Annotated in this window: 7 protein-coding genes; 1 reads left to right on the top strand and 6 read right to left on the bottom strand. The window is 56.0% G+C overall.

Going from position 1 to position 15724, the window contains the following annotated elements:
• Positions 1–26: 26 nt before the first annotated feature.
• Genes BM286_RS13700 through BM286_RS13685 form a run of 4 tightly spaced genes read right to left on the bottom strand, consistent with a single transcriptional unit; the run spans position 27 to position 7496 of the window.
• Positions 27–1838 carry an ATP-binding protein gene (locus tag BM286_RS13700; RefSeq protein ID WP_092923595.1) on the bottom strand — a complete coding sequence of 604 codons (1812 nt, stop codon included), beginning with the start codon at positions 1836–1838 and terminating at the stop codon, positions 27–29.
• Between the two features lie 2 nt (positions 1839–1840).
• The gene (locus tag BM286_RS13695) at positions 1841–3121 is read right to left on the bottom strand and encodes a DNA double-strand break repair nuclease NurA (protein WP_092923592.1); all 1281 of its coding nucleotides are present in this window, start codon (positions 3119–3121) and stop codon (positions 1841–1843) included.
• Positions 3121–6309 (bottom strand): AAA family ATPase, encoded by a 3189-nt coding sequence (locus tag BM286_RS13690; RefSeq protein ID WP_092923589.1) that lies wholly within the window; start codon positions 6307–6309, stop codon positions 3121–3123. The genes BM286_RS13695 and BM286_RS13690 overlap by 1 nt, the downstream gene beginning before the upstream one ends.
• Positions 6306–7496, bottom strand: a complete 1191-nt coding sequence (locus BM286_RS13685) for a DNA repair exonuclease (protein ID WP_092923585.1) — start codon at positions 7494–7496, stop codon at positions 6306–6308. Before BM286_RS13685 ends, BM286_RS13690 begins: the two co-directional genes overlap by 4 nt.
• Before the next feature lie 251 nt (positions 7497–7747).
• Here BM286_RS13685 and BM286_RS13680 point away from each other — a divergent pair, with 251 nt between their 5' ends.
• The gene (locus BM286_RS13680) at positions 7748–9160 is read left to right on the top strand and encodes an AAA family ATPase (protein WP_092923582.1); all 1413 of its coding nucleotides are present in this window, start codon (positions 7748–7750) and stop codon (positions 9158–9160) included.
• Between the two features lie 49 nt (positions 9161–9209).
• On the opposite strand, the gene BM286_RS13675 is transcribed toward BM286_RS13680, so the two are convergent.
• Both BM286_RS13675 and BM286_RS13670 read right to left on the bottom strand, forming a co-directional pair.
• Positions 9210–12845 (bottom strand): DEAD/DEAH box helicase, encoded by a 3636-nt coding sequence (locus BM286_RS13675; RefSeq protein ID WP_092923578.1) that lies wholly within the window; start codon positions 12843–12845, stop codon positions 9210–9212.
• Entirely contained in the window at positions 12842–15718 is a 2877-nt protein-coding gene (locus BM286_RS13670; protein WP_092923575.1) for a DUF1156 domain-containing protein, read from the bottom strand. The genes BM286_RS13675 and BM286_RS13670 overlap by 4 nt, the downstream gene beginning before the upstream one ends.
• Positions 15719–15724 lie beyond the last annotated feature (6 nt).

Below are 15724 nucleotides of genomic sequence, written 5' to 3'. Positions count from 1 at the left end.
CCCTGATGACCGGAACGGGCTGGCTGTCAGTCATGGTTCACCGTACAGTACCCCAACGTCCTGATTTCGGTCGGGCGAACCCCGGGAGACTCGATGACGCCCTGCCCCTGTTCGAACTTGATTACGTCGTCCTCGTACCCGGCAGGAACCGAGGAGAGGTCTGCGTCGCTCTCCATCTCCAGATACAGACCGGTTCTGGTCTGCCCGAGAATCTCCCCGTCAATATCACTCGGGTCCTGCGTAATCATACACAGTCCCAGACCGTACTTGCGGCCGCGCTTGGCGATGCGGCGAAATCGAGAGACGACCTCACGTTCGTGTAGAGAGTCCGCTCCGCTCAGGTACTCGTGAGCTTCGTCAACCACAAGCATGAGGGGAGTTTCGTCGACGTTCGGGTCAGGGTCGTTCCCGCCGAGCTTGTTTTGTACGATGTACGAGAGGAGTGCCATCACAACGAGCGTGCCACGGTCTGCTTCCTCGCCACCGATGAGATGTCTCGTCGGGATGACGGTAACGCGACCGGGCCTGAACAGCTCGTTCGTGATTTCGGTCATCTGGTGGGTGCCGGAGTCGAACACCTGATGGAACACACCGCTGTCGACGCGGCTCATCATCGCATCCCACGACTGGGAAGCTATGTTGTGTTGGGCTTGTAGTTGGTCCCCGTTGTTACGGAGGAAGCGGAGATACTCTTCGTAGGAGGGATTGGACGCACCGGGACCGTCGAAGTACGTCCCGATACACTCCTTGATAGCGTTCTCCGTGGCACTAGGTGGTTTGTAGCCCATCACCAGCTCTGGACGGTTCTCGACCAACTCGAAGGGGATTCCAAACTCGCGTGCTCCGTCGATTGCTGGTGTGGAAATCCCGTCAGCAACAGGGACGTAGGTCTGAAGGTCGTGGGAGCCGCAATTCGGCGTGTCGATGCCTCCAACCTCAATGCCGCGACTTTCCAAGTCGGACCATACGTCGTCTGAGAGGTCGGGGTCATCGCCCAGCCCGCTGTATTCGTTCTCTGGGTCGATGACGACGATACCGAGGGGCCGCTCACGCGTTTCGGCATCACCGTCATCAGTCCGAACTTCGACTTCGTAGCCTGTGTCCGTCGCCAGTTGGCGTAGGATGTTTTTTGTGGTGAATGTCTTCCCGGCGTCGGTCGCCCCTGCAATCAGCATATGTGTCCAGATGGCCGGCGTACCCTGTACCGTCGGCAGACGGTAAGCGAGCGGGTCGTCTGGCGGATGGGGCTCGCCGCTGACAGCGAGGTCTCCGATGTAGGGCCCTTCAGCCGGCAGATTCAGTCCGGTACGGAGGAACGCCTCATCACTCGCCTCGTACACCAGCGTGAACGGCTTGAGAACTCGGTCAACTGTTGTCCGAGTCAGGTCATCTGGGTCCGTGCCCTCAACGATAGCGATTGGGTCAACGTCTGCCACCTGTACGTACTGTCGCTCGTCGATGGTCGTATCCTGAATCCCCCGTCGGACATCCGACTTATCGTCGATGTCTGCTCTCTGTTCGTACCCAATGCGGGTCACTTCTCCCAGTAACTCTGAATGCGGGTCATCGGGACGATTCGGGTACGGGACTTGGATAAAGTCGCCCAGTCGGAGTTCGTCTCTGGTGTCACTCCGGATGTAGCTGTGAATCGTACTGTCGCCGCGGCTGATGTCCAGTCCTTCACTGGCCGTGATGTGCCCCAGCGGAGTTCCATCCGCCGTTGTGGGCATCGCGTTGTCTGTTGACTCCGGCGTAGTCGGGATACTCTCGCCGGCCTCGCTGTCGAGGACATTCTCGATTCGGTCTTCGAAGTCGTCGAATTCGTCTGAGTCACTCATGATTATGCGTAATGGGTGTCGTTGGAGTCGAAGTCGAAATCGAACCGTTCGTCGCGGTTGTAGTCTTGTACCGGTTCAGTGATGTCCAGAACATCTGTGAGGTAGTCCCGAACGTCGTTGGGAACCCGGGCAAGTTCGTCGGCCCGGTCAACGACCATCGGGGCACCGTTGGCCTCAGCGATGGCACCAAGCGCAAACATCTGCATCTCTGCGCGCTTCGAGGGGGTATCGACTTGGCCGTATGGTGCCTCCACACGGAAGACGATACCTCGTGGGAGTCGGACGAAAAAGAACGCCCGTCTGAAGTCAGCCGGCTCGTACCCAGCGGGAATGTCGAACCCGCCAAGTGGCTCAACCTGTTCGCCTCGGGCTCCGGGGTCGCGGTGCGTCCGAACCAGCCACGAAGTAAATGAGAATTGCCGCGGCTCATCGTGGTACAGCACATCGGCGAGGAACTGCGAGTCCTCAGCCCATGGGAGGAGCGGAGGGTTTTCGCTCGTCCGAACCTTTTGTCGGAGAGCATCGACCACCCGACTCGTGCTAATGGTTTTGACGATACCGACCACCGGTAGGTCACGCTCCATTAGGGTCCCAATCGCATTCACCCGAGACTGAATCGCCTTCGCAGCCGTTCCCAGCTGTTCTGTCTCAACCAGTTGACTCGTCGACCGTTGTTGATTGATTGCCCGTGCGAACTGTACGTTCGGGAGGACTGACATAGGGTAGAGACTCCCATCCAAGAAGAGCGGACCGTCGATTCGGTCGGCTACGCGCTCGCTGTGTCGGCACTCTGCCGGGACTCGGGCCGTGGCTCCGACCCAGCGACGCAGTTCCCGGGGTGAGACAGTCGCTCGAACGGTTTCGAGTTCGACCATCACGTCGCCGGCCTGTAACTCCTGCTCCGAGAACTCTACCCCGTCAATATCACAGTAGACCGCTCCGACGATTGACCGCTCGGCCTCAATCGCTGTGTCACCATCACCGAGCATCGCACAGATGGCGGTCGCAGCACTCGTGATGAGCCCGTTTTGGAAGTCTTGTGGGCGCACCGTACTGGCGTCTATCCCGTACCAACTATCGAAGCGTCCACGGTACTGGACCAGCTCTGACTCCGAGCGGCGGTAGACTTCGGGCGAATCAAGTACAGTGATTTCCCCACCGTCTGTCCCTATCCATTCACGGAAGATGTCGCGAGCACTCTGTCCATCTTCCTCATCGGCGACGGTCTCGGCGATGTGTTCGAATATCGCCTCAAGAGCCTCGAAGTCTGAGTGTCCGACCATTAGTCATCACCCGCGGCTTCGTCACAGTGACTACTGGTGTAGTCAGGGTTGAGGGTCGACGTGTCGGTCGCTTCATCTTTCGTCACTTCTATCTCGTGTGGTGCGTCGTGGACGAGGCCATTTCGGTGGCTGACGACGATGACCTGCGGAACATCCCACGTCTGTATGTTCTCGATGACGCCCTCGATTTGGTCGACGTGCGTGTCATCGAGGTGGCTCGTTGGCTCGTCGAGCACCAACGGCGGGAGACCTTCACCCCCTTCGGCGTGTTGGTCGGCCAAGACGTGGTAGACCGCGGCCCGGAGCGCGATGGTTGCGAGAACAGATTCCCCACCGCTGGCCTTCTTTGGGTCACGGGTCGTGTCATCGGCTCGGATTAGCTCCAAACTGTAGTCCTCGCCGATACGGAGGCCGTTGTACGACTCACTCTGGTAGAGGTCGCCGAAGATGTCGTTCGCGTACTTGTTGAGTCGGCCCAGCACCCGGTTCCGCATCTCGGTCTGGACCTCTTCGTAGGTCGCTTCGACCCCAGTGAGCTCGTTCTCGATATCCTCGGCCCATTCCGCCTTCTCGTCGAGCGACTGGATGGTTGCGCGCCTCTCACGCAGGTCTTCGAGGTTTTGCTCGACTCGTTCCTGCTTCCGGTCTTTTTCTCGAATCTCCTCCCGGACATTTGCGCGTTCAGTCTCGACCTGTTGCCTCAGTTTCTCGGCTTTCGCGTTCTGCTCCTGTAGCTCATCAAGAGAAGTCCCCTCGGTTACCTCCTCTGCGTCGGTGAGGTCGTCCTGAAAACTCGCAACGTCTGATTGCAGGTCGTCTATCTGCCCTTCCCGGGTCTCGATGGCTTCCCGCTGGGTCTCTTTCTCTCCCTCACGGTCGCTAATGGATTCGTGACACTCGACTGCTTTGTCAGCTATTCGTTCGTTTGCCTCCTTAGATTCGAGCGTCGTCTCAGCTTTCTCGTGGTCGTCGATTGCGCCTTCCAGTTCTTCACGGGCTTCAGACAGCTCGTCATGTTTTTCACCGACGGCGTCTGCCGCCTCGCTAATCTCTTCGACCACATCGTCCGCCGCCTCCTCGGCATTATGGAGCTCCTCCCTTCTATTCTGAAGCTTCTCCGCGGCTCCCTCTGCGCGCTCAACAGCTTCGGCGACCGATTCCCCAGTCCGCAACTGTTGACGGACTGTGTCGAGTTCCTCCCGAACTCCGGTGAGTTGCTCGGCTAGTTCGTCCCTGTCCCTCTTCCGCTCTTCTAGCTCACTCTCGTATGCCTCAATGTCAGCTGTGACACCGGCAAGCGCACGGAAGCTGGCGGCGGTCAGGAGGCACTCAGTCAGCTCGTCGAGTGTAGTGAGTTGTGACCGGGCGTCTTCTTGTGCCTTCGAGGCGGAATCAGTCGCTTGCTCGCTTTCTTCGACGACGCGGCGGAGGTCATCGAGCGCATCGGAGTAGTCGTGTGTTGCTCCGATATCTCCGCCATCGATGGGCCACTCGCCGCCTTCCAGAGCTTCGAGGTCTTCTATGCGCGTTTCGGCCCGAGCCTGCTCGATACACCCTGACAGCTCGTCATCGAACGCATCAGCCAGTTCGTCGAGGACCTCGCTACGTGTTTCTGGGAGTTCTCCGGTGAGGGTACTGTCGAGGGTCTCAGGAGCAACGTCTATATCGAATCCGTCACCGAGGTCGTCAGCGCGACTGAGTGCCTCCTCAAACGCTGTTTCCGGGTCGTCAACGTCGGTATCGAGCCGTTCCCGGATAGTCTGACGCTCCTCACGGGCAGTCTCCAGCTCACGTTCGATGCGCGCGATGTCCGTCTCGGCCTGCTCTTGCTTCTGTTCCAGTTCGTTCTCCTCCAGTTCGAGGTCTTGCCGTCGCTTATCGAGTGACTCCCGTTTAGCGTCCACAGCGTCGCCGATGTCTTCGACCTCCGATATCGCCGTGTCGAGGAACTCACCAGCGGCTTCATCACGCTCGGCCTCCCGTTCAGATAGCTCATCTTTCGCCTGTTCGGCTTCGTCTCGTGCGTCGGCGACCGTGTCGAGCTTCTGCTTGTGGTCAAGACAGGCGGTCCGAAGCTCATCTCGGTGGCTATCGAGTTCCTCCTCTAGGCGGGAGACTTCATTCCGGGCTTGGTCGACAGCCGCCGCCTTTCTCTCGACCGCTGCCGCGGCCTCTTCCCGAGCCGTCTCGAACTCGTTGAGTGCTTCGGCCGCTTCACTCTCGTCGGTCAGGTCGTATTCGGGGACGTCTTCGTTAAGCTCCTGTAGTCGCTCTCGTTTCCTCTCGATGACCTCCTCGCACTCGTTGATGGTAGCCTGACAGTCATCTATCTCCCCGCGAAGCTCCCTGATACGCTCCTTCTTGTCCCGAATTTTGTCTTCCAACTCTCCCTGTCGCTCCTTGGCCTCACGGTACTCGTCGATACGTTGGTCGAGTTTCTGAACCTGCTCTTGGGCATCTGCCACGGCCTCGTCGAGTTCGCCCTCTCGTTCCTGTAGGTCGCCAATAGTCTCTTGAAGCGACTGAAGTTCGCTCTGTAATTCGCTTTCGTCGACATCGCTAATCTCGTCCGAGAGCTGTCGCCGTCGCGCCTGTAGGTCTTCTTGGAAGTCCTCGATGGGCGATGTGACGTCACCAAGTCTGTCAGCATACGTCTCCGGCGCATCAAGTCCGAGGAGGTTGTCCAGAATGGACTCACGCTGGCTGTCCGTGGCTTCGATGAGCCGCGTGAGTCGGGCTTGCTGGGCGTACGTACTGTTCGCGTACGCCTCTGCGTCCATATCGAGTAAATCCTCTATGACATCTCGGACGTCACTCGGACCACTATATTCGGTGTCGAGTGCTGGACTGCTCAGAGTCGTGCGGTTGGACCGTGTCCGTCCGACGGGTCCGTCGTCACCTTCCTGTTTGGCAATCACCCACGTCACGGTGTATGGGTCCCCCTCGTAGCGGAAGGTGAGTTCAACCTCAGCCTCCTCCTCGCCGTCCTTGATGAAGTCAAGGAGTTCGTACCCGGTCCCAATCTCAGACTTCGCCTGCCCCTGAAACAGAGCCATATAGATAGCGCGGATAAGCGTCGTCTTCCCCGCCCCGTTGTCGCCGTGAACGAGCGTGAGGCCGTCCTCGAACTCGATAGCCGCTTGGTCGTACGATTGGAAGTTCTTGAGTCGAAGCTTCTCGAATTTCATGTCTGACCCTCCTCGAAGTAGCTGTCTCCCTCGAATTCATCCCTGACGAGGTCACCCAGCAAGTCTGCTGCTTCCCCCTCGACTTTGGTCGGACCGGTGTCGAGGTCCCGAGCGACTCGTTCGAGAGACGCCGCCGGACCACTCAGATTCAGTTCATCGACGGCTCCTGCGATGGCCGGGTCGACCGATATGTCGGCACCTCCCTCTGCTATCTCGTCCTCGAAGTCAGGGGTCGCCCGTTCATCGGTGACCTTGGCCTTGACGACGTTCTTGTCGCGGAGATACTCGATGACCTGTCTCTTGGTGACGCTGTTATCCTCTCCATCGAGGTCAACGAAGGTCACAGTTCCCTCAACCGGTCCAGAATCGGCGACGCGTTCTTCGACCAGCTCGAATCCATCGCCACGTCCGAAGTCGACCTCAACCCCGACGAACGGCCGTGTGTCCAAGACGACGCGGTCACGCTGGAATTCGGTCTCGGCATCAACGTCGAATGTCAGGAGGTCCACCGACCGGTTGGGACGTTCGTCTCGCTTGTTCCGCTCCGTGGACCCCGGATACCAAACTGGGATGCCGTTACAATTGGCACTCTGTCGTTCGTGGACATCTCCGAGTGCCACGCCATCGATATCGATTCCGAATCGGTCGATGGCGGGCTCAAGCTCATACGCGTGCGGGTACGAGTCCTCTGGTGGCGAAAAGAACTCGTGCATCGCGACGACTCGAAGAAGTGACTCATCAGTCGGCTCTGCGAGCGAGAACTCTGCCGTCTCCCACTCCCGGTCGCGCACAGCGTCGATACCATAGAGGGCAACGTCCTCCAGCTCGGTGGGTTCACGTTCGAGTCGTTCCGCGAGCCCAGCAGACTCGTAAACCTCAACGAAGTCGATTCCTCGCCGCTGCTCGTGGTCTCCGACGATGATGTAGAATGGTATATCGGCTTCAGCGAGTTCGGCGAGTGCCTGCTGGCAGTAGAATATGTCATCGAAACTCGTCCGCTGGTCATCAAACAGGTCACCCGTGTGAAGGACGGCATCGACGGGCCCAACATCATGGTCAGGATGCTGACCCGTAGCAATGTCGATGACTTGCTGAAACGCTGCGAAAAAGTCTCGACGTCGTTGTTCGCTACGATACTGTTGATACCCAAGGTGGGTATCGCTGACGTGGAGGACACGGGTCGTCATCTAACCACCTCTCCAACACGAACCGACAGGGCATCGGGGGATACCATGGCTCGTGACATCGTAACTCACAATTCCACAGCCTTTTACTTAATTCTTGTGCTAAGGACACACTGGTGTCCCTAACATATTCTGTAGCGGGGCTGGAGAGTAGAAAGAGAAACAAATAGCTGCGTATTGAGGTCCTCAATCAGAAATGGTAAGGCCACGGGTGAGGATATCGCACATATTCAGACACCAGCGTCGAGATAATTATGAGCGCGTTAGACGACCTCCAACAGAACCACAATCCGTGGTGGGAGTCAGGAACGGCTGAGAGCGCAGAACCGTACGTGTCGAGACAGCGTTCTGATTTCACATATAAGCGGGACGCGGTGCTTGAAAACCGTTTCGTGGCGTACGCGGGGCCTGCCGGTATCGGGAAGACGACGATTATACACCAAATTATTGATAGCCTCGTTTCTGAGCACGACACGCATCCACGAAACGTCCTATACCTGCCACTGGGGAATCCACAGTATCAGATTGGCTCTGGAGTGATAGCAGAGTCCATCGAAGAGTTTACGACGTATGTACGGGCAGAACAGGGGAAAGAAGATGAGGCATACGTGTTCATTGACGATGTACACGCCAGCCCCGATTGGGCACGGCAAGTCGCTTCCGCACTCGATTCATACTCGGACCTGACAGTCGCCGTCTCCTTACCAACCATCGACCAAGCCGACTTCGGCTTGCTCGAAGAGTTTCAGCCCGAGGCCGAGGATTTTGACGAAATCATCCTTCCGCAGAAGTTCTACGACTCTATCCGGAACGACTCCGCCCCGGACGAGTTACTCGAAGTGGGCGACACGCGATACGACGTCCGGCAATCGCTAAAACGAGCAACTACCGACGGTGACCCTGCGGAACTTTCGAGTTCATTATCCGATTTGTCCAAGAGCCTTGAGGGGGCCGAGCGCGATATCAAGCGACGAGTTCGACACTATATCACGAGAGGAGGGCGGGCGGAAAATCAAGCGTCAGAAGTGGCCCGTAACTTGGAGCTGACCGTCTACCGAGATATCCCACGGTTCCAGCAGTTCGAGCAGCGAAGCGACTTACACGCGCTGTGCGCAATCAGTGCCACCTCACCGGGTGAGACATTCCAGCTCACGGAGCTTAGCGACCGACTGGACTGCGACCGTCGCACACTCCAGCGATATCTCGATGTCCTCCGTGATTTCTTCATCGTAACGCCAGCGTATCAGTACAAGCACCAGCGACGGCGGACAGTCCGTCTACAACCACGTGACCCACAGTACATCGTCGCACTATCTGAAATCTCTCCGGATTCGATACTGGATGTGGAGGACGAGCGTCGACTTGTAACGGTCAGTATTTTCGACCACCTCAAGCGGCTTTCATACTACTATAACGGAGGCGATGAACCGGTTCCGTACTGGGAGAAAACAGCGGCGACTGTAGACCATATCGTCTCGACGGAGGGAGCTCCTCTGCCGTTCGCCCTTGCGTTCACTCGAAGCGAGGAAGACGCTAAACAATCGCTGCGTCGATTTATGCAAGAGTTTGATGCCGAACATGGCGTCGTCATAACCCGGGACACGGACTGGAGTGTTACAGAGGATTTCAGCGTTATTCCATTATGGTTGCTACTCACTATTTGTTGAACGAACAATCGATTTCCCTTCTCACCAGATGTGAAACAGTTTGAGACAACTAGTTTAACTCCAACCAATCACGAACGGTCCTCTTCGCCTCGGAGACGCTGAGTAGGGACGTTCCTTCCGGTAAATCAGCAGGCCCATCGTCATCAACAGCCGGTAAGACCACAGTCGCTTCGTCGGTTGCCTCGTATGTTGACTCTGCCACAACACGTTCAGACCCCTCCTTCTCACCGTATCCACAGACAAAGACGATATCACCACTACTAGCTTGGGCCGTGGTAGAAACAAGCGCATCAAAGAGTGGGTCACCCGGAAGCAGCAGACGGATAGATGGGAATTCCTCCGCAACTGGAGGGTCAAACGTAACCACCACGTCATCTCCATTCCGGAGCTCAGCCTGCGCAGTCGCAGTTGCGCTTTCGGGGATTTCAACGTCTATCTCCTCAGGCCCCTCCAGAACGTACGCACCTCTAGCTGTTCCGGGATACTCATCAGCCCGGTCGTGGTTCCGTAGCGCAGTGAATTCCCAGCCAGCTGCGTCTAATTCTCGGCTCTGTGTGAGAAGAGTCTCCATTAGTTCAAGACTCACGGTTGGCTCATATGGACGGTTACGCTGGCCGACACCCTCTAAGGCTGGATGGTGAGTATCACCCCAACCAATCAGTCCTGAATTACGTATGAGCGATTCTCGCGTTACCTCTTCTTCCTCATCCTCGTCAAGGCCTGCATTTTCCGCTTCTCTTTGAGCCGCCTCGGCGCGCTCCTCGGCTTGTTCAGTTATCTGTTCGCCCGTATCTCCGAAGTTATCGTCCATGACCGCGGTCTTGATGTCGCTTTCAAGACTGTTAAGAACGGGACGCATCGGCCCAACAACGTCCTCGAAGAGGTCAAGCCGCTTCTCTAACTCTTCGTAGATGTCACCGTCGACGCTATCCTCGTAGGCGTAGTTGATGATTTTGACTACTGGATTGGTCTGTCCGATTCGGTCGATACGACCGATACGCTGCTCAACGCGCATCGGATTCCACGGCAAGTCGTAGTTGATGAGGGCGTCTGCTGTCTGAAGATTTAGCCCTTCACTCGCGCTGTCCGTACAGATTAGGATATTCGTCCCACCCGTGCTGGTGAATTCCTGCTTGATTGTTTCTTTCCCAACTATTTCCCACGAGTTAGTCTCAGCGTCGTACCGACTTCCACCCGACCCGCTGTAGGTGCCGACATTCGGGTGTGTATCGGTCAGTGTGTGTCGAATGTGGTCAAGGGTATCCTGATACTGAGTGAAGATGACAATGTTGTCACGAGCGTCCTGTCGGAGGCTCTTGATGTCGTTCCGCAGGTGGACAATCTTCGGGTCGGTGATTGCACGGTTTAGTTCGTCAATGAAGTCACGGAGTTCTTCGAGCTCACGGCTTACGATGCTCAGGTCCCCGGTCGGCCGGTACGCGTCAAGCGATGTCTGCCCGACGACCTCGTCAATCGTCGCTTCAGTTACTCCCGTATCCTGACTGAGCTGCGAAACCTCCTCGGTCATATCCTCAACTTCTTCGTCCAGTTTGTCGATGCGGCGGCCGAGGCTCTCCTTGATAGCGTAGAGACTGCTCGTGAGCCTCTGACGGTAGGTCGTCATCACGAATCCAAGTGCGAGCTTCTCTTTTCCGGTGAGAGCCTTCTGCGATGCCTCGTAGGTGTCGTCGATGTAGTCTTCGACCCGGTCGTACAGCGGCTTTGCCTCTCCGAGGTCGATTCGCTTCGTCTCGACTGACCGCTTTGGGACGGTGTCTTCTAACAGACCCAGTTCCTTACACTGTTCCAAGACCGACCGAGTGTTCCGGAAGATGCGGGACTGGACGGGTGTCGCCCATTCGGCCGCCTCAACGAGTGCTTCCCAGCCTTCGACGCCACAGTCGAACGCAAGACGGCGGGGGTTGTCGAACCGCGAGGATGTCTCTCTGAGTCCAACCAACTTTTCAAGCGACTTGCGCTGTTTCAGTCCAAGCGAGTCGGTGCTGTCCACGACCTCCTGTGCTCGGCCGTCGTAGCCGAGATGGGCGTCGATGTGGTCGTGGAGCATCTCGGCGAACGTTTCGATGCGGCTCTGAGCGAGCTGCTTTCCTTCCTTGTCATCGCTGAGCTCCAGTTCTTTCCGGACAGAATCAAGAACTGTCTGTTCGGCAAGGGCCGACCCCGGAGAGCCCGTGTCCACTTCATCGAGGCTCTCTTCAAGCACTCGGCGCGTTTCGAAGAACTCCTCGAACTGTTCTTTGTCGTCCCACGATTCAGGGAGGTCGACCAACCGAAGTAGGTCGTACAGCTCTCCCACGTTCAGCTGCATCGGGGTCGCTGTGAGAGCGTAGAGACATTCCGAGACCGATTCGACTCTAGTGAGTAGGTCGTATAGCTGTGTCTCCTCTCGTGCGCTGTGGGCCTCGTCGACGACCGTGAGGTCCCAGAGTGTGTCATCGCGCTTAGGAGCGACGTGGGGCTGGTTGTTCTCCCGACGAGCGGTATGCCACGACTGGATAATGACGCTCGGCTCGTCGCGGTCACGGACGTACCCTCCAATAGGGGTATTGCTCCACGTATCAGCTTGCCGCCAGCCATCCAGCTTGACTCGATGGTCGCTTGGACCACCGAATGGCCCGACGAGATAGTCCCCGTCGTACGCCCTGTCGTGGTAGTAAGCGTGGATATTGAATCGGTTGAGCAGCTCGTCCTGCCACTGCTGTACCAATCCAGCCGGGACGAGCAGGAGCGCATTCTCAACCTGACCGGTGTGTACGAGTCGAGAGAGCGTCAATCCGATTTCGATGGTCTTCCCCAGTCCGACCTCGTCACAGAATAGGAGATTGTTCGGGTAGATGGAAACTGCCGTGTCGGAAATCGTCCGCTGATGGGGCCATATCTGTTCGAGCGTACTGATATCTTCGGCAAGGTGTAGTCCACCCGGGGTGCGCCCGGCGGCGGCGACAACTTCCCCAGCGGCAGTTTCCGAGACTATCGCTTCGGGTGAGTGTTCGCGAACGCGTTCGACGTGTTGGTCGAGGTCGCGGTCTGTTTCCGTCCAGTCGATGATATCTTGCTGGGCAGCCTCGTCGAGCTCGTACACATCGACAGAGGGGTGAGAATCCTCCCAGAGCCGCTGGAAGGTGTTAACATCTTCTTCGACGTACTTGCGCTCGCCGTCCATCCACGAGCGGTGGACCTTGAACCGCTCGTAGTTGTGTTGCCACGCACTCAACGTCTCGTTGACGCTACCCTCAAAAGATAGCTTGTTCGGCTCCTCAGCATCGTCGATTCCGATACCAAGCTTCGGGTGGAATATCCCGCCACCGGGAGCAGGGTCACCGACTCGGATTTCGAGGTCTCCCCGGTCAAGTAGCGTTCCAATGATGGCGAGTTGGGACTCGACCCACGGTGAGAGTGGTTCGTCGCTGTCGGGGAACAGGGCACCTTTTTCGCGTTCCTGTAGGTCGGCTCCAGCGATGACACGTACTTGACCCTCGGTTTCTAATAGTGAGTCGACGCCTTCGAGAGCATTGGCGAGACTGCGGAGGCTCAAGTAGCCTGCGAGACGGTCATACCGAACAACCTCACTAAGGAAGGGTCGATAGAACGCGTCCATCAACGTCTCGTCGCGGCCGAAGCCACTCTCATACACCGGTCGCCACGAGACATCGTGGAGTGTCATTCTGCGTGGTCACCAAGAGAGGTCTGTCGGTCAACGCCTGACATATCGATGTGGTCGACGTTGATGTCGAGGTACTCACCTGTTTCGCCGGAGATGAGATTGACGAGCGTTTCGTACATATCGTTCTCTTCGGGGAGAACCTCAAGTAGTGCGGTTACGGCGACCTCGAATGCGTCGTCAGATTTGAGATTCCGCTCGGTCAGCCAGTCCCACGCTGCCCTCGCGCCCTCTCGCTCGTAGACGTGGATAGCGGAGTGTACAGCATCAATTGTATACGTGAATCTGGTATCCGTCGGGTCAACCGGGTACTTTCTCGAAGAGGGATTGTCGACTGAGTCGTCCCTGAGCAGAACTATATCTTGAACCCGGTCATCGTAGTCCTTTAGCTGAATATCGCCGCGGCTCTTCCCCCAGATTTTGGTCGGCTGTTTTATATCGTTAATGTCCACACCAGCAGCCACACCCAGCTGATTTCCTTCGTCATATGGGAAGGTATCATTCTCGTAGATGAGCCATGCGAGAATGTACCAGCGTGTCAAGGTGTCCAAATTGTCTATCCCTCGGGTGTTAAGGAAGGTTTTAGCGATGACTTCTGTGACCGCTTCTCTTGCTTCAGAGAGTGCCTCCCGGGGGCGAACCGGCTCACCTTTCTTATCAACGACCGGATACTCTTGTGCGAATTTCTGGAGAGTCGGACCATACGCGGCAATCGCCATGTCGGTTTTAGAGATATTATACCCAGATTCGATGATACTCCGTGCTTCTTGCTCCGCCACCTCCGCAATGTCTCGCTTAATATCCTCCCATAACGTGGATTCTGACCCTCTACCTACAGCCTGCTTCCGCCCTACGAGGAATATTGAACTGTCTGCGCTTGCTTTGCCTTGCATTCCGACTCTATCTGATTGCTCGGTTTTTATTGGGTGGGTTGCCGAGATTGTGAATCCAGCTTCAATAAATGCAGTCGTGAGCGTATCCCAAGCATCCATGTCTCGGTGGGTGAACATCACGGTTATTACTCCTGTATCCGAGAGAAGAGAGTTCACCTCCTCGAAAATTGAGGTCATCTTTTTCTCGTAATCTTGTTTTGCTAACTCTGATTGGGATTTCTCATCACCCGCTATCTCATTGAAGCGAGAAGGATTAGCAACAGCTTCGTCATCCTTGTTTGTCAGTCTTGAAGAGAACATGTCCGAATGAATATCCTTGAGATACTCCTTCTGAAGAACATAGAAAACATCGGAGAGTTCAGCATACATTATGCTACTGTAGTATGGGGGGTCCACAACTGCCACATCAACCGAATCTTCATCCCACCTCTCTGAAAGTTGGGCTGCATCCATCTGTGCTATTTCAGCAGGGTTAGAGCCCTCAACATATGAGGCGAGGTCCTCATACGACTCCAACACCTGTTCAATTCGTTGTAAATAACCTCTTCTTGGCGCAGAAAGATTATTATCTGTGAACATTTTCTTTGGAGAGAAATTATTGTCTGTGAATATTTTATCAGGACAGCCAATTTCGTCATACCACTGACTGAGCCGCGTATTAAAACTCAAAGCACGGCTTGAAGCTAAAGCAAGGAGAGTCAGGATGGCATCGGCTACTCTGGAGTCGTATTGGTCGCGTACTTCTGATTTATATTTATCAAATGACTGTAAATACTCATAATGAACAACGAGTTGCCGGGGAGTGAATATGTCCCTCCACTCGTTCATTCCATGTCTCGGTAGCCGCTCCGTCTCCTGTCCCTCTGGAATTGGTTCCGAGAGGAAGTCCATCATCCCAAAGTCTGTCTCAACGCGCTCCGCTGCCTTCTCCATTCCGCGCATATCAACCTCCGACCCTGCACGGAATTTCCACTCTCCCTGACCGTCTTCGTAGTTCACTCCATATACGCTGTACTCGAACTCTCCGTCCTTGATTTTCTCTCGAACCTCGTCGCTCTCAGTCACGACCCCACAGTGTGGACACTCAGCACTCCCGCGCGTGACCGGACCGTCCTGAGGGTCATAGTCACTATCCGTATTTTGAACCTTTACGTGTTCATAGTGAACTTCGCCTGAATCATAGATTGGCTTCACCGCATCACCGCCGTTACTTGTCTTGTTCAACCACCACTTCATCACGAGCGGAATGTCCCCTTCGCATGAATCACACTTGATGAGATAGGTTACCGACGAATTCAGAATCTCATGGTCGGAGTTCTCAGTTGGGTAGTATTCCTCAATATTGCTCTTAGCTTCCGCGTGTATCTTCTCTTTCCACGTTTTGACCTCACTCTCAAGGGAGCCAATTTCAGGAGCGTACTCCAATGCCACTTTCATAATGAGCGAGGCAACAGGATTTAGCTCGCTAGCCTTCGCCGGAAGACCGTACCTGACTGCCTCAAACGGGATGATTCCTCTACCAGCAGTTGGGTCCAGAACCGTTGGGAGTTCTCCTCCCCATGCCTCCGCCACTTGTTTGTGAAGTTGTTCTAACTCTGTAGTCGTCGGAGATTGCGTGTTTGGATTCGGATATCCGTAATGGTCGTCAAGTCCGCCGCTCCCTTTGGGTTCGGAGAACTTTCTCTCGACGTATTCGGCTCGCCCGGACTGGAGCTCCTTTGGGCCGATTTGCATTAATTTCAATAATTCGTCGTCATCAACCTCGGCGGGCAGGACAGACCCAAGTACAGAGAGTCTGGAAGCAGGCGTGGGCCGCGCAGCGAACCATTTGTGAAGGCTTCGGAGAGAGTGATACCGGCGAGCCTTCATGTCTTTCTGACTCTCTATGTCAATGGCAGTCAACGGAAGCTTCCTCTCAATTACCACCTTGTCTGGGGAGTCTTGTTCCGTCGTCTCGGTCTCATCAGTGACTTTCTCGCTCATGGATTA

The sequence above is a fragment of the Halorubrum sodomense genome, from assembly GCF_900111935.1.
In the GTDB taxonomy this organism is placed as follows: Archaea; Halobacteriota; Halobacteria; order Halobacteriales; family Haloferacaceae; genus Halorubrum; species Halorubrum sodomense.
This window is presented reverse-complemented; position numbering and strand designations above follow the sequence as displayed.

Excerpts from the sequence above, each read along its gene's own strand:
- BM286_RS13700 (WP_092923595.1), bottom strand. The coding sequence starts at position 1,838 with ATGAGTGACTCAGACGAATTCGACGACTTCGAAGACCGAATCGAGAAT.
- BM286_RS13695 (WP_092923592.1), bottom strand. The coding sequence starts at position 3,121 with ATGGTCGGACACTCAGACTTCGAGGCTCTTGAGGCGATATTCGAACAC.
- BM286_RS13690 (WP_092923589.1), bottom strand. The coding sequence starts at position 6,309 with ATGAAATTCGAGAAGCTTCGACTCAAGAACTTCCAATCGTACGACCAA.
- BM286_RS13685 (WP_092923585.1), bottom strand. The coding sequence starts at position 7,496 with ATGACGACCCGTGTCCTCCACGTCAGCGATACCCACCTTGGGTATCAA.
- BM286_RS13680 (WP_092923582.1), top strand. The coding sequence starts at position 7,748 with ATGAGCGCGTTAGACGACCTCCAACAGAACCACAATCCGTGGTGGGAG.
- BM286_RS13675 (WP_092923578.1), bottom strand. The coding sequence starts at position 12,845 with ATGACACTCCACGATGTCTCGTGGCGACCGGTGTATGAGAGTGGCTTC.
- BM286_RS13670 (WP_092923575.1), bottom strand. The coding sequence starts at position 15,718 with ATGAGCGAGAAAGTCACTGATGAGACCGAGACGACGGAACAAGACTCC.